General features: G+C 38.9%; 16 protein-coding genes and 1 riboswitch. Of the genes, 10 read left to right on the top strand and 6 right to left on the bottom strand.

Annotated elements, in window-relative coordinates:
• The first annotated feature begins 19 nt into the window (after nucleotides 1-19).
• Nucleotides 20-1,477 carry a tRNA uracil 4-sulfurtransferase ThiI gene (gene thiI, locus H5157_RS01450; RefSeq protein WP_149602230.1) on the top strand — a complete coding sequence of 486 codons (1,458 nt, stop codon included), beginning with the start codon at nucleotides 20-22 and terminating at the stop codon, nucleotides 1,475-1,477.
• A gap of 25 nt (nucleotides 1,478-1,502) precedes the next feature.
• Here thiI and H5157_RS01455 read toward each other — a convergent pair whose 3' ends face one another.
• Nucleotides 1,503-2,405 carry a ketopantoate reductase family protein gene (locus H5157_RS01455; protein ID WP_182723979.1) on the bottom strand — a complete coding sequence of 301 codons (903 nt, stop codon included), beginning with the start codon at nucleotides 2,403-2,405 and terminating at the stop codon, nucleotides 1,503-1,505.
• Nucleotides 2,398-2,751: a VanZ family protein gene (locus H5157_RS01460; RefSeq protein ID WP_002958754.1), complete on the bottom strand. Its 354-nt coding sequence runs from the start codon at nucleotides 2,749-2,751 to the stop codon at nucleotides 2,398-2,400. The genes H5157_RS01455 and H5157_RS01460 overlap by 8 nt, the downstream gene beginning before the upstream one ends.
• A 152-nt stretch (nucleotides 2,752-2,903) precedes the next feature.
• Between H5157_RS01460 and H5157_RS01465 the strand changes: the two genes are divergently transcribed.
• From H5157_RS01465 to H5157_RS01475, 3 genes are all read left to right on the top strand, one after another.
• Nucleotides 2,904-3,386 (top strand): YajQ family cyclic di-GMP-binding protein, encoded by a 483-nt coding sequence (locus H5157_RS01465; protein ID WP_002958753.1) that lies wholly within the window; start codon nucleotides 2,904-2,906, stop codon nucleotides 3,384-3,386.
• 188 nt (nucleotides 3,387-3,574) lie between these two features.
• Nucleotides 3,575-4,369 carry an ABC transporter substrate-binding protein gene (locus H5157_RS01470; RefSeq protein WP_182723980.1) on the top strand — a complete coding sequence of 265 codons (795 nt, stop codon included), beginning with the start codon at nucleotides 3,575-3,577 and terminating at the stop codon, nucleotides 4,367-4,369.
• Nucleotides 4,370-4,423: 54 nt separating this feature from the next.
• A riboswitch (cobalamin riboswitch) is annotated at nucleotides 4,424-4,608 on the top strand.
• Nucleotides 4,609-4,644: 36 nt separating this feature from the next.
• A complete protein-coding gene (locus tag H5157_RS01475) occupies nucleotides 4,645-6,471 on the top strand; it encodes a TonB-dependent receptor domain-containing protein (RefSeq protein ID WP_182723981.1) in 1,827 nt (608 codons plus the stop codon).
• 77 nt (nucleotides 6,472-6,548) lie between these two features.
• Here the strand turns inward: H5157_RS01475 and msrA are convergent, their stop codons facing one another.
• The 3 genes from msrA to H5157_RS01490 form a co-directional block, all read right to left on the bottom strand.
• Nucleotides 6,549-7,085: a peptide-methionine (S)-S-oxide reductase MsrA gene (gene msrA, locus H5157_RS01480; RefSeq protein WP_024595951.1), complete on the bottom strand. Its 537-nt coding sequence runs from the start codon at nucleotides 7,083-7,085 to the stop codon at nucleotides 6,549-6,551.
• Nucleotides 7,086-7,170: 85 nt separating this feature from the next.
• The gene (locus tag H5157_RS01485; protein WP_024603401.1) at nucleotides 7,171-10,269 is read right to left on the bottom strand and encodes an efflux RND transporter permease subunit; all 3,099 of its coding nucleotides are present in this window, start codon (nucleotides 10,267-10,269) and stop codon (nucleotides 7,171-7,173) included.
• Between the two features lie 3 nt (nucleotides 10,270-10,272).
• A complete protein-coding gene (locus H5157_RS01490; RefSeq protein WP_182723982.1) occupies nucleotides 10,273-11,325 on the bottom strand; it encodes an efflux RND transporter periplasmic adaptor subunit in 1,053 nt (350 codons plus the stop codon).
• Between the two features lie 246 nt (nucleotides 11,326-11,571).
• On the opposite strand from H5157_RS01490, the gene H5157_RS01495 reads away from it, so the two are divergent.
• From H5157_RS01495 to H5157_RS01520, 6 genes are all read left to right on the top strand, one after another.
• Entirely contained in the window at nucleotides 11,572-12,276 is a 705-nt protein-coding gene (locus H5157_RS01495; RefSeq protein ID WP_002958747.1) for a DUF2982 domain-containing protein, read from the top strand.
• Nucleotides 12,277-12,298: 22 nt separating this feature from the next.
• A complete protein-coding gene (locus H5157_RS01500) occupies nucleotides 12,299-12,631 on the top strand; it encodes a hypothetical protein (RefSeq protein ID WP_024596875.1) in 333 nt (110 codons plus the stop codon).
• A gap of 69 nt (nucleotides 12,632-12,700) precedes the next feature.
• Nucleotides 12,701-14,350: a DUF1566 domain-containing protein gene (locus H5157_RS01505; RefSeq protein WP_182711515.1), complete on the top strand. Its 1,650-nt coding sequence runs from the start codon at nucleotides 12,701-12,703 to the stop codon at nucleotides 14,348-14,350.
• Between the two features lie 9 nt (nucleotides 14,351-14,359).
• Complete coding sequence (locus tag H5157_RS01510) at nucleotides 14,360-14,878, top strand: DUF1566 domain-containing protein (protein ID WP_024596877.1); 519 nt, start codon at nucleotides 14,360-14,362, stop codon at nucleotides 14,876-14,878.
• A 165-nt stretch (nucleotides 14,879-15,043) separates the two neighbouring features.
• Nucleotides 15,044-15,961 (top strand): ExeA family protein, encoded by a 918-nt coding sequence (locus tag H5157_RS01515; protein ID WP_024596878.1) that lies wholly within the window; start codon nucleotides 15,044-15,046, stop codon nucleotides 15,959-15,961.
• Between the two features lie 11 nt (nucleotides 15,962-15,972).
• On the top strand, nucleotides 15,973-17,010 hold the full coding sequence (locus tag H5157_RS01520) for a general secretion pathway protein GspB (protein WP_165723572.1): 1,038 nt from the start codon (nucleotides 15,973-15,975) through the stop codon (nucleotides 17,008-17,010).
• Between the two features lie 53 nt (nucleotides 17,011-17,063).
• On the opposite strand, the gene H5157_RS01525 is transcribed toward H5157_RS01520, so the two are convergent.
• Nucleotides 17,064-18,257, bottom strand: coding sequence for an HD-GYP domain-containing protein (locus tag H5157_RS01525; RefSeq protein ID WP_165723571.1), 1,194 nt, complete (start codon nucleotides 18,255-18,257; stop codon nucleotides 17,064-17,066).
• Nucleotides 18,258-18,291 lie beyond the last annotated feature (34 nt).

The raw sequence follows: 18,291 nt of genomic DNA on the forward strand, positions 1-18,291 counted from the left end.
CGCAGTCTAAGAGTGAACTATGCTTAAATTTATCGTCAAACTACATCCTGAAATAGCCATCAAAAGCCGTTCGGTCCGTAAACGCTTTACTAAAGTGTTAGAAAATAACATTAAGATTGTATTGCGACGTCTTGACGAAAAAGTACAAGTAAGAAATAACTGGGATAATATTTCAGTTGTTACAAAGCTTGAAGATGCACAAGTTCGCCTTGATTTTATCGACAGCCTTAAACGCATACCTGGTATCGTTCAGTTTATTGAAGTAACTGAGACGCAATTTGAAACTCTCGATGATATCTATCAAAAAACAATAGCGTTAGTGGGTCATACAATTGTGGGTAAAACCTTTTGTGTGCGTGCTAAGCGTATAGGCCAACACGACTTTACCTCGACTGATTTAGAGCGTTATGTTGGTGGTGGGCTAAATCAACATATTGAAGGCGCAAGCGTTAAACTTAGCCGTCCAGAAGTAACAATACGCTTAGAAGTAAAAGACGATAAAGCTTATATTGTTTCGCAAACGCATTTTGGTATGGCGGGCTTTCCACTACCAACGCAAGAAGACGTGCTTTCGCTTATGTCGGGTGGTTTTGACTCTGGCGTAGCAAGTTACCAAATGATTCGTAAAGGCGCACGTACGCACTTTTTATTCTTTAATCTAGGTGGCGCAGCGCACGAGATTGGTGTTAAGCAAGCGAGCTATTTTTTATGGAAAAAATACAGCTCAACACATAAAGTTAAATTTATAACAGTTGATTTTGAACCTGTTGTTGCTGAAATTCTAGAAAACGTTGAAAACAGCCAAATGGGTGTTGTACTTAAACGTATGATGATGCGGGCTGGAAGTGTAGTGGCTGAAAAGTTAAACATTCAGGCGCTTGTCACTGGTGAAAGTATTGGCCAAGTATCTAGTCAAACATTAGCGAACTTAAGCGTGATTGACCGCGTTACTGAAACGCTTATTTTACGCCCGCTAATTCAAAATGATAAACAAGAAATTATTAATCTTGCTCGCCAAATTGGTACAGCTGAAATGGCTGAAACGATGCCTGAATATTGTGGTGTTATTTCTAAAAAGCCGACAGTTAAAGCCAAAATTGAAGTAATAGAAGCCGAAGAAGAAAAGTTCGATTTTGATGTGCTAGATACCGTAGTAAATAACGCGCGCATAATGGATGTACGCGATATTGACGTAGAAGCCAAGCAAGAGCTAAAAGAGGCTGAGTCGGTTGCTGATTTACCTGCAGGCTCTGTAGTAATTGATATTCGCTCACCAGAAGAAGAAGAAGCTGCACCGCTTGCAATCGATGGTGTTGAAGTGGTGCATTTGCCGTTCTTCCGTTTGGCTACTAAGTTTGGTGATTTACCAAAAGACACCGACTACTATTTATATTGTGACAGAGGCGTAATGAGCCAACTACAGGCACTTATGCTGCACGAACAGGGCTTCGAAACTGTAAAAGTTTATCGCCCGTAAAGTTAAAAGCTTATATAAGCGTGGTTTATACCACGCTTTTTTTTGCCTGAATTTTGACTAACAACTCATCGTTGTAAGGCGTTGGAATACTGTGAAGTTTACCTTGTTGGCTAATATAGCCACATATAGCTGATATTTCAGTTTCTCTATTGTGAGCTATATCTTGCTGCATTGATGAGTAATTATTTGCGGTTAACTCCATTATTTTATAAGCGGTATTGAGAGCTTTAATTAATGGGATATTAAGCCCTTGAGCCTTTGCAATATTGCATGCTTCAGTGAGTGCATTAAAAATTATTGTATTGTACTTAGGTGCACGTAATTCGCCATTTTTTACATTACTTAAAGCGCTTAATGGATTAATGGCAATATTGACGAGTAGCTTTTCAAAACGAAGCTGCTGAATGTTATTAGTAAACTTTAGGTTGGGTATTACTTTAAAAATATCAGCTATTGGCGCACTATTTTGAAGTGCAAGCTCATTACAGCCACCAATAACGCTTTGTCCTTCACCTGTGTGTTGCACAATATATTGGTTTGATTTAAAGCCCGCTATGCTTGTCGTTAAAAAGTAGAGTGCTTGATGGGTGTTTAGCTGGTTATTTATCTCATCAACGTTGCCCATTCCATTGTGCGAAAGTACAACAGAGCAATGTGTTGGTAAAAATGGCTTTATTTGAGAAAACGCATCAAGCACTTGAAAAGCTTTAACGGTAAATAAAATTACATCAAATTCAGTTGCTTTATCTAGCTGATTTAATGAAATAAATTTAGCGTCAATTTTTTTTGATGCACCCTTAGCTCTGCTGTAAAAGCGGGTGTTTGTTGGGTTTTTACGAGTTAAAACACTGACATTATGCGATGCGCTCAAAAAGTGGCTCAGCAATAAGCCAATAGCGCCATCGCCAACGATTAAAATATTAGCCATGTGGGTTCTTTTTTCGAGGTGTAAAAATTACTCTAAGTAAAAAGTAGCTTGCAGCACCTGCAAAATCAGCAAAAAAATCACCAAGTGATGCTTGCCTATAAGGTAGTGCGTCTTGCATTATTTCTATCGAGGCGCCATAGCCTGCTAATAAGAGTATTTGAGCATATAAAGGAAGCTTAAAAGCCTTATCCATTATTATGGCTAATATAAAAAAAATCCCAAAATGGGCGACTTTATCAACATGAGGGAATAAATTTACAACGCCACCTTTTATTTCTTTAGCAAATAAAAAGGTGAAAGCCACTATGCTGATTAAAAAAACTGCTTGATAAACACGCCTTGTCACGACAAATCCTAAAATCGCTTAAAAAAGAGGCGCAAGTATATCAAACTAATTTAGTATCGCACCTGAACAAGATGCAGAAAAATGTAAAGATTTATAATTTTAGCGTTATAATTGCCACATAAAATTAAGATTAAATAGTTAGGAGTATACTAATGCCTTCATTTGATATTGTATCTGAAGTAGAAATGAACGAAGCTAAAAATGCGGTTGATAACGCAAACCGTGAATTAGAGACTCGCTTTGATTTTAGAGGCGTTGATGCTTCTATTGAGCTAAACGATAAAACAATTAAGCTTAAAGCAGAAGCTGACTCTCAAGTTATGCAGTTGTTCGATATTTTAGCGGGAAAAATTTCAAAGCGCGGTATGGATGTAGCTAGTTTAGAACTTCAAGATATTAGCCGTGCAGGGAAAAATGTATTTCGTAACGTTGGGTTAAAGCAAGGTATCGAAAAAGACATGGCCAAAAAAGTGGTTAAAGCCATTAAAGATTCAAAAGTTAAAGTACAAGCCGCTATTCAAGGCGAAGAAGTGCGTGTGACAGGTAAAAAGCGTGACGATCTTCAAGAAGCAATGCAGGTAGTACGCAGTGCCGATTTAGGTCAGCCTTTTCAGTTTAAAAACTTTCGCGACTAATTTATAAACTGTTTTTAATAAAAGTGCTTTAATTTGTCTATATTTGCAGACAGATTAAAGCTACTTAATTTTTTACAACTTTCCCACCTTATCCTCTCGTAGTTCTGCATGTATTAATCCACTTTTTGATATTTAAGCTATTATATTTAATTGAATATAATAAAAACTTCACTCTAGAAGGTATTAAAATGAGACCCCATCAATTATTTCTGTTATTTGTTTTGCTTATATTTGCCAAGCCAAGCTTATCAAAGCCAGTTGATATTGATGTATTGGTCGAAAATGGCTACTTTCCGATTGTTATTAACGCGCAAAAAAAGCAGGGCTTTGCTCCTGAGTTTATTAATATTTTAAACGACGCACAGGAGGAATTTAACTTTATACTTATTTCTTTACCTGTAAAAAGGCTTACTTTGTCTGTTGAAAAAAATAACTTCGACGTTTTATTTTTAATGGCAATGCAATGGTTGCCAAAAAAAACGCAGAAAAATATTGAAAAAACTGAATTTTATACCATCACCAAAAACGAGCTTTATACACTCAAAGAGAATGCATCAGAGCAAACTTATTTTGACAATCTGGACAAATTAACCAAAGTTGGGGTTTTAGGGTACTCGTATCAATTTGCAGGATTTAATACAAATGCCGAATACTTGAGAGAAGAGCACCAGGTAAGCCTTACAATCGATGAATTCAATGTAGTTAAAATGCTGCTATTAAGGCGCGCTGAAGTCGGGGTTTTAAACAGTATTGCTTATCAGTATTTTAAAAAGCAGAATATCTTAAATATGGATTTACTATTTAAGAGTGACGTACCAGATGCAGTGTATGAAACACATTTTTTGATTAACTCACAATCAAATAAAATATCTAGTCACAAAATGGATGAAATATTAAATTTACCTACTACACAAATGCAACTTCAGAAGCTACTTGATAAGTACGGTATTCCTTCAAGCTATAATAATACAGCACTGAACTGAAATAGCTTTTAGCTATATAGACGTCCATTGACATTTGTAAACAAAATGCTCACAATGACGGCATATTTTCAAGGTGCTTGCTAGCCACTTCATGTAATGATTTTTTTAGCAGGATAATCGGGAAGTTGGTGCGTTTTCATGATGACTACAAGCCCAACACTGCCCCCGCAACGGTAGAGTATTGCATGTTTTTATGTGCTTACTGAGTCCGGAGACCGGCCTTGATGCAATCTTACTTACTTAAATCTTTGCGGTGGGCAAAGGTAGGGGATCTCATGTTAAACAAAACAACTCTAGGCGTTGCAATTTCTGCTGCGCTTTCATTTTCTGTGTCTGGTGCAGAGCAATCAATTGAAAAAATAACCGTTACAGCTAATAAGTTTGAGCAATCAATTAACGACGTTTTAGCGAGTGTAAATGTTATTGAACGTGCTGAAATAGAAGCTAGTAACGTACGCGATTTACCTACACTTTTAAGCACGCGAGTGGGTTTTCAAGTTAATCCAAACGGTGGTTTTGGTCAAAATACAGGCGTGTCACTTCGTGGTACGGGCTCTGGCGATACGTTGATTTTAATTGACGGTGTACGTACAGGCTCAGCAACACTAGGTCAAAAAGCATTAAATAATGTCCCTCTAAATAGCATTGAACGCATAGAAATTATTAAAGGCTCTCGCGCGGCTGTTTATGGCTCTGATGCACTCGCTGGTGTTATTAATATTATTACGCGTGAGTCAGATAACTTATCCCTAAGCGCTACATTTGGTTCTGACTCTTATCAAAATTATCAAGTTGCAGGCTCTGTAAAATCAGATGATATAACAACAGCATTTAACGCAGGCTTTGAAAAAACAGATAACTTTGATGTACTGCAAGGCGTAGCACCTGATGAAGATGGTTATGAAAATAAAAACCTTGGTTTTAAAGTAAACTACACCGATGCACATTACGGCGACTTTAAGTTATTAGGCCAATACAGTGAAGGCTATGCAGATTACGACAGTCGCTTTAGCCCAGCAGACAGTACGATTGAACGAGATGATTTTAAAAACTATCAACTTTCTGCAGGTTGGAGTAAAAACTACACTAACCAAACGCATAGTGTTGATTTAGCGCTTTCAACAGATGATTCAGATAACACTTATGTTGATTTTTCAGTTGGGCCAACAACAAGTACCTTTATAACTAAACGCACACAAATTGATTATAACGGCCAGTACCTGTTATCTAATGAACTTAACATTAGTGGTGGTATTAATTGGTACAACGATGATGTGTCGCATAGTTCGCAACCATTTGTTGAAGACAGCCGCGATGTACTTGCTGTGTTTGTAGGTGCTTACTATGATGCAGATAAAGTACTGGCTAATTTAACTGTTCGCCAAGATGATGATGAGCAATTTGGCGACGAAACAACGTATACAGCCGCTGCAGGTTATCATTTATCTGAAGATGCAACATTTCGTATAAGCCAAAGTACTGGCTTTAAAGCTCCTACATTTAACGATTTATATTATCCACTTTATGGTAACCCTGATTTACAACCTGAAAAATCAGTAAACCGTGAGTTAGGTTTGAGTGTAGATTTTGATATCGCGCAAGTTGATATTGCAATATTTAGAAACGATATAGAAGATAAGATTGATTACGATGCAAACTTTGCATTGGCTAATATCGATGAAGCACGTTACGAAGGGGTTGAATTTAGCTTATCTCAGCAGTTTTTTGGTTTTGATAGCAACCTTAACTTTGCTTACTTAAGCGCTGAAGACGAAGAAACGGGCGCAGAGTTGCGTAATGTTGCTAAACGTACTTTTAACTGGGAACTTGCAAAACAGTTTGGTGCTTTTGATGCAAGCTTAGACATGCAATACCGTAGCGACCGACAAGGTGCTGTGACGCGCTTAGGCTCTTATACACTCTGGAACCTAGCGGGTAATTATCAAGTAAATGAACATATTGAAGTTTCACTTCGTGTAGAAAACTTATTTGATAAAGAATATAACGCTGTTGATTCAAACACTGATTTTACAACGGGTGAAGTGTATTACTACAACACGCCAGAGCGTCGCTTTTTTGCAGGCGCAAGCTACCAGTTTTAACGGTATTTATTAATATTAAAAAGCCCGACTTATGTCGGGCTTTTTAATGTGTAGCTAAGTTTAACTACTAAAATTAGCTAGTCAGCTAAGAACTCTTTAAATACGGTTTCAAACTTGTGTAACTTAGGTGCTATTAAAATACTACAGTAACCCTGCTGTGGGTTTTCGTTATAGTAATCTTGATGATAATGCTCTGCTGGATAATACGTAGTGGCAGGGCTGACTTCTGTCACAATTGGCTCAGCGACATGGCTTTGCAGTTGAGCTATCATTTCGTTGGTTTGCTTAAGTTGAGCTTCATCGTGATAGTAAACCACACTTCTATATTGTGTGCCTATATCGTTACCTTGGCGATTCAATTGTGTTGCATCATGCAGTGTGAAAAACATTGCTAAGAGTGTTTCAAAGCTAACTACAGTCGCGTCAAATTCAATTTTAACAACCTCAGCGTGACCGGTTGTGCCTGAGCATACAGAGTCATATGTTGGGTTATTTGTTTCACCGCCGGTGTAGCCAGAGCTTACGGTTAGTACGCCATTTACACGTCTAAATGCAGCATCTATACACCAAAAACAGCCGCCACCAAATGTTGCTACTTGCGTTGTTGAGCTCATAAGTATTCCTAAAATGTATATGGGGTTTAAAGGCGAGCATAAATTGTATGCGCCGCAACAACAAGGTTACGGCGCAATTAAGAGGCTAGATCTCTTCGAAAGGTTTTTCAGCGGCTTGTTTGTCTAATTTTTGCTGTAAAAATTCAGGTGATTGAGTGTTACGTGCAAGTGCATAATATGCAGCAGGTACAACAAAAAGAGTTAGTAGGGTCGATACAATAACCCCAGTAAACACGACTACACCTATCACCATACGGCTTTCAGCGCCCGGACCTGAAGCAAGTACTAAAGGTACCGAACTCATAACCGTAGTCAGCGAGGTCATAATAATAGGGCGCAAACGCTGAGTTGCTGCTTGCAAAATAGCTTCACTAAATTCAACGCCTTTATCGCGTAGTTGGTTAGTAAATTCTACAATCAAAATACCGTTTTTAGCACTTAGCCCTATGAGCATGACAATACCTATTTGGCTGTAAATATTTAAGGTAAGTCCTGTAGCCCAAAGTCCGAACATAGCGCCCATTAAACCAAGTGGTACGGTAAGCATGATGACGAACGGATGCATAAAGCTTTCAAACTGTGCTGCCAGTACTAAAAAGGTAACAGTGAGTGCAAGTATAAATACGTAGGTCATCGCTGATGCGCCTTCGTAATAAAGCTGCGACTCGCCTTTGTAATCTACGGCGCCATCTATATCGTTTTCTTGCGCGGCTACTTCGTTTAAAAAGTTAAGCGCTTGCTCAAGCGTATAACCGTCGGCTAAGTTGGCGCTTAATGTAATTGCGCGCATACGGTTGTATCGGTTTAAGCGCGATGCGGTTGCTTCTTCTTTTAAGCTGATAAGGCTATCAAGTGGGACTAGTTCACCGCTTCGTGATTTAAGATATATATTTGAAATGTCAGTAGGGTTAGTAAAGTCTTCTTTAGTCCCTTTTAAAATTACATCGTATTCTTCACCACGGTCAATAAAGGTTGTAACACGGCGCTGGCCAAGCATTGTTTCAAGTGTACGGCCTACATCAGATACAGAAACGCCTAAATCAGCGGCCTTGTTTTTATCTATGCTGACTAAAAACTGCGGGAAGGTTTCTTTATAATCATGATCGATTCTTACTAAACCTGGGTTTTGTTCAGCACGCTTAATTATACGGTCACGCCAATCGGCAAGTTGTGCATAATCATTACCTTGCAATACAAACTCAATAGGGCGAGATGAACCACCACCGCCAATACCACGGCGCATAATGGCAAATGCACGAACATCGGTAACTTCTTGCATTTTACCGCTTATTTCGTCCATTACTTCCCATGTTGAGCGTTTGCGTTTATCCCAATCGGCCATACCAACAATAGCAACACCGCCGCTGCCACCCCAGCCAGGTACTCGAACAAGTACGCGACTTAGCTCACCTGCTTGCGAGTAAGGCATTAAGCGTTCTTCAATTTTAGCCATATTAGCGGCATTATTTTCATAACTTGCGCCCTCAGGGCCGCTCATCATAATAAAGAACGTGCCACGGTCTTCTTTTGGCGTTAGCTCAGAGGGGACTTGTAAAAACAACGAGTAACTAACAAAGCCCGCTAATAATAGGCTCACCATTAAACCCCATTTACGGGTTATGTTGGTGGAGAGTGAATTACGGTAACTTACTTCAATTTTAGTAAACTGGCGGTCCATCCATTGGCTAAATTTATTTGGTTTGTCTGATACTTTAAGTACTTTAGAACACAAGGCTGGTGCGAGAGTCAGCGCTGTAACACTTGAGAAAAATACGGCAGCACTTACCGCCATTGCAAACTCAGTAAATAATGCCCCTATACGGCCATCCATAAACACCAATGGCACAAACACCGATATTAGTACAAGCGTGGTTGCGACAATGGCAAAACCAACTTCACGCGCACCTCTATATGCAGCTAGTAATGGCGGCTCACCCAGTTCAATACGACGGTGAATGTTTTCAAGCATTACAATGGCATCATCTACTACTAAACCAATAGCCAGTACTAATGCAAGTAAAGTTAGTAAGTTGATTGAGTAGCCCATTGCTAATAAAAACATAAAGCTACCAACAAGTGCGACCGGTACGGTAACCGCAGGAATAAGCGTTGCTCGTATATTGCCTAAAAACAAAAATATAACGAGTACGACTAAACCCATAGAGATGGCAAGTGTGCTGTAAACTTCACTAATTGATTCTTTAATAAATACAGACGAATCGTAGCTGTCTTGAATTGTGGTGCCTTCAGGTAGGTTACGTTTGATTTTTTCAAGTTCACTGCGTGCGTTATCTACTACGGTAAGCGTGTTTGCTTTAGCTTGTTTTACAATTCCTAGGCCAATCATGTTGCGCCCGTTACCACGAAATAAGCTTTCGTCATCGGCAGCTTCTAATTTTACGTCGGCAACTTCACCTAAACGCACTAAATAACCTTCTTCACCACGTTTAATAACAAGGTTTTTAAAATCGCGCTGATCTTTATAACTACGTGCGGTACGCACGGTAAAGTCGCGATCTATTGATTCTATTTCGCCGGCAGGTAATTCAACGTTTTCTGTACGCAGTGTATTTTCAATATCGCTCGAGGTAATGCCACGTGCAGCCATTGCTTGGCGGTTTAGCCAAATTTTCATGGCGTATTGGCGCTCACCACCAATACGCACGTTAGATACACCATCTACAACGGCTAAACGGTCAACGATAAAGCGCTGTGCGTAATCAGAGAGCTGTAACGAGTCCATTGTTTCGCTGTTTAATACAAACCATGCGATTGGGCTTTCATCACTATTTGACTTAGACACTTCTGGTGGGCGTACCTGATCGGGTAAACTATCAAGTGCACGTGCTACACGTTCGCGTACATCGTTAGATGCGGCATCTATATCGCGGTTAATATCAAACTCAATGGTAATGTTTGAACGCCCATTACGACTAGATGAGTTTATACTTTTAATGCCTTCAATACCGGAAATTCGATTTTCTATTATTTGCGTTATTTTTGTTTCTATAATTTCGGCAGAAGCACCTGTGTATTCAGTGCTGATATTTACTATTGGTGTTTCAATATCAGGGTACTCACGAAGTGGCAGCATAGTAAATGCAACCAGACCAAAAGTAAGAAGCAGTAAATTAATTACTATGGCAAAAACGGGGCGTTTAACGCTAGTATCAGTAATTTTCACGTATTACCCCTTTACGCTTACTTTACTACCAGAGCGAATTTTTATTAGCCCTTCAGTAACAATTTGCTCGCCATCATTTAAACCTTCATCGATAGCAACCCAGCCATTATTTCTGCCAGCAACATGCACTTCAACCTTATTGGCTACTCCGTCTTGAATTTGAAAAACAAAGTGTTTGTCTTGTAAAGGGATAACCGCTTTTTCTGGCACCATTAAAGCTTGGTTACTGCTTAGCTCAAGTGCTGTATTTAGTAACATACCAGGGCGAAGTAATCCTGATTTATTAGCAAAACTTGCAGTTACTTCAACACTGCGTGTTACCGAATCAATACGCGAGCTAATATGCGTTACCTTGCCGTTAAATGTCTGCCCTGGGTAGGCATCGTTTTGCGTAAGCACTTTCATGCCCATATTTAATTGTGCTAAATATTTTTCAGGTACTTTAAAGTCAACTTTAATAATACTAATATCATCAAGTGTTGTGATTATTGTTGTATTACTTACGTAAGCACCTATTGATATTTCACGCTTACCTAACAGGCCTGAAAAGGGCGCACTAATAGTCATTTCGTTTAATTTAGTTTTAGCGCTTTCTAGTTGGGCCTCTGTTGCATCAACACGAGATAACTGCTCTTCAAGTAATGACTTTGCCGTTGATTGCGAGCGTGAAAGTTCGGTAAGGCGATCTAACTGGCGTTTTTCCTCACGTAAGTTAATACCGAGTTCTTTAACTGCAAGTTGCTCTTGTTGGCTTTGTAACTGTACTAATTTTTGTCCTTTACTGACTAAGTCGCCATCTTTAAAATATATATCTGTGACATAATCGTTTTGCGCACTTTTTATATAAATAGCTTGGTTTGCACGTGCACTACCGATGGCCTCTATCATCACTGCGTTTTCCTCAGAAGTAACAGTATGAGCCGTTACTTGGGTAGACATTTGTGATGAATCGGCTTGTTCGCCGTGGCTAGCGGGTAAATATAAATAAACGCTAAATATTAGAAGTAACGTAATAATAAATGGAAAAAGTGCTTTACCTGATTGTCTTGAGTACATTGATTTCATACCTGAAAATGAATTGTAAGTATTGTACGAAATAAGACCGTGAAAAGACGGTTATGTATCTCATAAATTTGTGCGTTAAGCGTAAAAGTAAATAAGATTTATTCATTGTTCCTATTTTGTTGAGAAAAAAGCGGTAATGTATGAAATTTAAAACTAGCTGTAACTTATGTATAACAACAAGAAAGGTCATAATTTGGGGCATTATTATGTTTGTTTTTTATATGGTGTTTTACCGATATGGATAAATCTGACAATGTCATTAAGTTTCGGGCACAGGGCGCGCGAAACGCAATTGAGGTGATTGTTGTAGGTGCTATAGGCTTAGTCTTTATTATGTTATTTAATTTACTGAGGCCGGGTGAGATTAGCATACTTGAAATATTTTTAGTGAGCTTGTGCCTTGTGGCTATTTTTATTGGATTTTTAAAATCTCAAGAACCATACCATAGCCTTATATTGAGCGAATCTGAGCTCGTTTATTGCCACAAGTACGGAGCTTGGTGTATGCCTCATAGTAACTTTCATCACAGTGGAATACCCAAAGTAGAAGATGGCTTTGACTATTTAGAATTAAATGCGGTTGGCGTTAAGGTAAATGATATAGACGACTTTTTATCAAGCATAGCGCCTAGAATTGCAGGGAAATTATTAATAGAGCAGCGTAATTTATTTATGCAAGTTGTTCAAAAACATTGCAAAAATGGCAATTGCCCATCAGAATGGTTAATAGAAGATACACATTACACATCCCATAAAGGGATAAGCTATACTGGGCTTATAGCCATGTTTGCTAATAGAACTAAGCACCTTCAGCAGCTAACAGGTTACGATTTATTATTGCCTGCCAGCGTGTTAGATAGAGATATTTGGGCATTTAGTGCTAACTTAAATAAGTGGAAGCGCGAGCCTAGTCAGTTTATAGCGTCGCAGCTTAGTAATTAAGCTACGACTGTAGGAAAGAAAAATGAGTCAAGAGAGAGCCTTTTTAAAAAGTGGTCGAAACACCATAATACATAAAGATAAAAAGCATGATTTAGTGATTGTAAACTCTGAAATTCATCCTCGAATTAAAGTAACGCAACATGGTCTGGAGCCATTTAAAGAAGAATTACCTAAAAACCGCCGTGATGCAAAAGAGCGTTATTTAGAAATGGTTTATGTAAGTAGCGCTGATGTATTTGGCGAAGAAAAGCAGTTGCTGTTTATTCAAGCTCTAGACGGGCGTGAATACAAAATAGATTACAGTAAAATCGGTACGAAGTTGTTTGTACGTATTCATCAAGACACATATATGTAGTACTTTAATGGCATCTTTATTGCTAGTGATTACACTATAGTAATTATTTGACATAATAAGGTGCTGCGTATGAAAGCGTTTGCTTTAATCCCCCTCATTTCTTGTAGTTTACTGAGTGCGTGTGGAGGCGGTGGCGGTGATAGCGATAATACAGTTGTTGAAACGTCTGTTAATGCTGGAGCCGATTTACAAATTATCGAAAAATCTGAATTTACCATCACAGCACAAGGTTCCCCCGCTGATGGTACGTTTTCATGGCAACAAGTTAGTGGCCCAAGCATAGAAGGTTTTCCCCTTGAAGGCGCTGAGCAAACACTTACTGCACCTGACGTAAAAACTGATAGTGAAATAATATTAAGAGTGAGCTATCAAAGTACAGGTAGTAGCGCTGTTAGTGACGACATTTCTATTTCAGTGAGCTCTAATAACCAACTACCTCTTGCTGTTGTTACACAAACATCTCCTGAAACACTTCCCTCTGTATACAAAGATACAGTGACTTTGAGTGCCCTAGAGTCGAGCGATCCTGATGATAATGGCCAAATTGATAGTTATTTGTGGCAATTGCTATCGGGTCCTGATTTAGATATTGAGAGTTTTAATGAATCAACTCTTAGTTTTTCTCATCCATTACTTGAAAGTAACGTGAATTTATCTTGGCAGCTAACTGTCACTGATGATGAAGGTGGCGAGGCGAGCACTCAATATTCAATGACACTCAACAAAACAAATGAGTTAGTGGATGCAAATGCAGGCGCTGATCAAAATGTCGAAGAGTTTGAGCAAGTAACGCTTGATGCTACAAATAGCGAAACAGTTACCGATACCTATAAGTGTGAATGGCAACAACTTACCGGTAATAGCGAAACATTAAGCAATAGCGACCAATGTACAACGACATTTTTTGCCTCAGATGTTGATACTGAGTCTACATTGAGCTTTGAAGTCACGGTAACCGACTCAAAAGGACGCACAGATACAGACTCCTTATTTGTTGATGTATCACCCAAAGCACTTGGATTCATCAACGATAGTGGTGTTGGTGAGTGTTATAACAATACTCAACGTATTAATTGTGAGAGTGATGACTTTCCAGCGCAAGATGCAGAGCTTGGACGCGATAGCTATGCAAACCGCTTAGATAAAGTTGGCAAAGGTAATTTAGCGTTTGATTACACTAAACTTAATCAGTTTGCTGATGAAGTTGGTGATGATAGTAGTGACTTTACCTGTATACGCGATAATGTTACTGGGCTTGTATGGGAGGTGAAAAGTGTGGCATCTGGCACGGTACCAAATACTTCGCTACGTGATGGTCAAAATCATTACTTTTGGGATGTAGGGAATACGACTTTTACCGATACCAGTACAGCCAATTCAACGTGTCCGGACAATACAAGTTGTGGAGTACAAAGTTATATAAACGAAGTTAATGATTTAGATTTTTGTGGTGGTACTAACTGGCGATTACCTACTTATACAGAGCTTTTGGGCTTAATTGATTACGGTAAACAAGGGCAAAGCATATTAATTGATGAGGCATTTTTTCCTAATATGCCAAGTGAAAGTGCATTAAGCCATTTACGTTACTGGACCTCACAAACAGCAGCTGATGGTACCAGTTTATCTCAAGCGTATATCATTGATATGAGTGATGGTAACGACCTTGCTTATCCAAAAGAAAATACTGCTTATGTACGTTTAGTTAGAAGTCGTTAGGAGAAAATAATGAAATTTAAATTACTCTATGCACTAGCAACTATAAGTTTGAGCTTTAATATTGCAGCGGCGCAAACGTGCTACGACGGTGCAGATACCACAACACCGACAGATAGATTTACCATAAATGCAGATGGCACAGTGTCTGATAGTGAAACAGGCCTTATGTGGCAACGCTGTAGTTATGGGCAAACTTATAATACAGAGACACAACTTTGTGAAGGTTCAACACCTTCTCTTACTTGGCAAGAGGCACTACGCGGTGCTAAAAATGATACAACCGCAGATTACGATGATTGGCAAATGCCTAACATTAAAGAATTGGCGAGTATTTTAGAGCACAGTTGCACAGAGCCGAGTATTAATGAAGACGTATTTTTGGGCACTAAGCTTCAAAACTATTGGTCAAATACATCGGGTGTAAGCACAATGAGCTCAGCGTGGGTTTATCAATTTGATAGTGGGTTGAATAGCTTACATGCTAAAACCAGTAATGTGTATTTACGGTTAGTGCGCTACGAAGAGTAAAATGCATACTAAGATTAGACAGACAAAAGTGCAGCCTTAAAACAGCTGCACTTTTTTGTTTTACATAAATTTACGTTATTTCAATAATAAAGCGCTTACAACGTTGTCACTCAGCGCATTTTTTTGCCATTATAGGCCGTGATTTAATTACGAAGGAACATCACGGTGTATTTAAGCTATTTTGGCCTGAACGAAAAACCTTTTTCGATCTCGCCCAACCCTCATTACTTATTTTTAAGTGAACGACATAAAGAAGCCTTAGCACACCTTACCTATGGATTAGGTGAAGACGGTGGTTTTGTATTATTAACAGGTGAAGTAGGTACAGGTAAAACAACAATTACCCGCAGTATGTTAGAGCAGCTTCCTGAAAACACTCAAGTAGCGATGATCCATAATCCAGCGCTTTCAGAGCTGGAGTTATTAGCCAGTATTTGTGATGAGCTCAACATTAGTTACGATGTTCATAATGCGACGCTTAAAAGTCTTACCGATATTATAAAAAAGCATTTAGAGACTAATAATAAATCGGGCGGGCACACTATACTTATTATTGACGAAGCACAATTACTTGCCCCTAACGTGCTTGAGCAATTACGTTTGCTGACAAATATAGAAACCGATCATAAAAAATTATTACAAATAGTATTGGTTGGTCAACCAGAGCTGCAAGAACTTTTGAAGCGCAACGAATTAAGGCAACTTGCCCAGAGGATAACGGCTCGTTACCATTTATTACCACTTACGCAAGGCCAAACAGTCGCTTACATAAAGCATCGGTTACATATTGCAGGGTGTGATAAAGGAATCTTTTCGATGGATGCCATGCAAGCTGTTCATCAATTAACTGGCGGTGTGCCACGATTAATGAACTTGGTCTGTGAGCGTGCTTTAGTTGGGACTTTTGCAAAGCAGCAGTTGATAGTTGATAGCGATATAATAAAAAAATCAGCCCATGAGTCATTACCCATGGATTTTGTCGCACCGGTTAACGAAGCTAACAAAGCAACGTCATTTGTACCCTATAGCCTTGCATTCGCTGCTTTATTTGCCGTAGGCATTGGGCTTTCATTTATTTTATAGTTAGGTAAGTTATGTCTTATTTATTAGATGCGCTAAAGCAGTCGCAGCAATCAGATATGAGTGCTGAACAGTACGACTTACAATCTGAGCAGTTAAAGCAACAGCAAGCACTTAAGCGTTATAGACGATTAGCATTAGTATTTGGTACAAGCTTAGCTGCTTTTATTGCGGTAGCGGGTGGCTTTACCGCCGGAAAGTGGTTTCAAAGTACGACTTTATTAAACGCAGCGGAACCCGCTGTAATTAAGGTGGTGGAAAGCGAAAAATCATCGCCTAACAAAGACGTTAAAGAGGAAGATGCTGAAGCTGAAAAACAGCAAGTAGCTAAGTTGGAGCCTGCTAAAGTAGCTCCAACAAATACTGCAACGATTGAAGGGCAACTTGTGCATGTGCAAACCCCCAATGGTGTACAGCAAATGTTATTAACCCCAAATGGTCAGTATATTCCTATGCCGTCGAGCCAGGTCACGAGCGCAGCAGGTTATAATCAGCAAAACATGCAACAAGTAATGCCTGTTCAAAATTATAATCAGCCAGCGTTTAACCCACAAAGTAATTACAATCCAAATAATGCACAAAACACTGCGGTATTTGGGCAAAATCAAAATACCGCATCGGCTCAACTTGATATGAGTAAATATAAAGTATTGGGTAAGCCAATTAATGGCAGCACCCAATCTCAACAGACGAGTGACCCTGAGCTTGATGCTGTGCCTACAACTCTTAAAAATGCATTTGCGCAAGCTATACAAGATGTCGAAAAAAACCAAGATTATGAAGTTACTCAAGCGTCAAAAACGTCATCACGTGTTGAGCCTGTTGAGTTATTACCTGATGGTTTGCAATCAATGTTACCTAGTATTAAATATCAAGCGCATATATATTCATCGAGTGCTGATAAACGTTGGATCAAGCTAAATGGCCGAGAATTACACGAAGGAGAAAGCATAGGAGCTCTAACAGTCACAGAAATTACACCTGAGCAAAGTGTGCTAGATTTTGATGGTTATGAGTTTAGCTTAAAAGCTTTGCAAGACTGGCCGCAGTAAGCGCTTAGTTATCATGTTGAGAGCTCGGTAGAATATTGAGCTCTCAATAGTGCTTAGGATAATATTGAATTTTTATAAAAGCGTTCTAAATCAATGTTATATTCTTTAGGTTTAATCGCTGACTCAAGAGTGTCTACAGTTTTTTTATTAGATAAATCAATATCTTTTACTTCGGTGTAGCGGCTATGCTTAGCGCTGTAAAATGTTTTAACGACAGGTTTTAGTGGTGCCCCCGGATTACTCTCGGTGACCAAACCCACTCTTTGACTCGATAACCTTACAAGCGTTCCTACCGGATGGATGCCAATACATTGAATAAATTTATTAAGCAGCACAGGATCAAAGCTATCAGGGCACCCGTCTTTTAATATTTTAAACGCCTTTATTGGCTCCATGCCTGCTTTATAAACACGTTCTGCGGTAAGTGCATCATAAACATCTACAATTGACGCCATACGCACATACTGACTTATCTCGTCACCTTTTTTACCAAACGGGTAGCCTTTACCATCGAGTCTTTCGTGGTGCATACCTGCAATATCTACCGCGATCCCTGTTAACCCAGAGTCTTCTAATATCTCTTTACTGAAAAGCGAATGCATTTTCATTATTTTAAATTCGTCGTCTGTAAAGCGCCCAGGTTTGTTTAGCACTTCATCAGGGATTTTTATTTTACCAATGTCGTGTAATAGTGCGCCGGTAGTCAGCTCAACAATAGTGTCTTTCTCTATATTTAAGTGTTTTGCAAAAATACCCATTAATATTGATACATTAATTGAGTGCTCAAGTAGGTAGGCATCTTTTTGGCGCATTTGGGTAAGGCAGGCTAGGGCATCTTGATTTCTAAAAACAGAATCCATAAAGCCACTTGCCAGTTCTCTAAACGGCCCTATATCTATATCACGGCCAGCTTTTATATCTTTAAATGCTTTTATTTGCAGTGTTTTTGCTTCGTCATAAAGCTTTTTTGCTTTTCCCATTTCTTGCTCAGCGCTGTTTATTTTTTGCCAAGGATCACGCTTTATTTTTGTTGTAGGTGTAGCGATAGGATCTTTTTCAGGGACTGAATCAATGAGGGTTTTATCTGGGTCAATTTCTACTTCTAAAATACCTGCTTTTATCAGGTTATTAATACCAGCTTGAGTTTTAACCCAGCCTTGGTTTTTAATTTTAATACTGCCAGTTTGTTTGGTAACGCTTTGCACAAACATACCTGGGACTAACTTAGTAATAGGAATGGTTTTCAATTTTACGGCTTCAGTTGTTAATCTACTTTTAAAC

The sequence above is a fragment of the Pseudoalteromonas sp. SG43-3 genome, assembly GCF_014164385.1.
Classification (GTDB): domain Bacteria; phylum Pseudomonadota; class Gammaproteobacteria; order Enterobacterales; family Alteromonadaceae; genus Pseudoalteromonas; species Pseudoalteromonas distincta.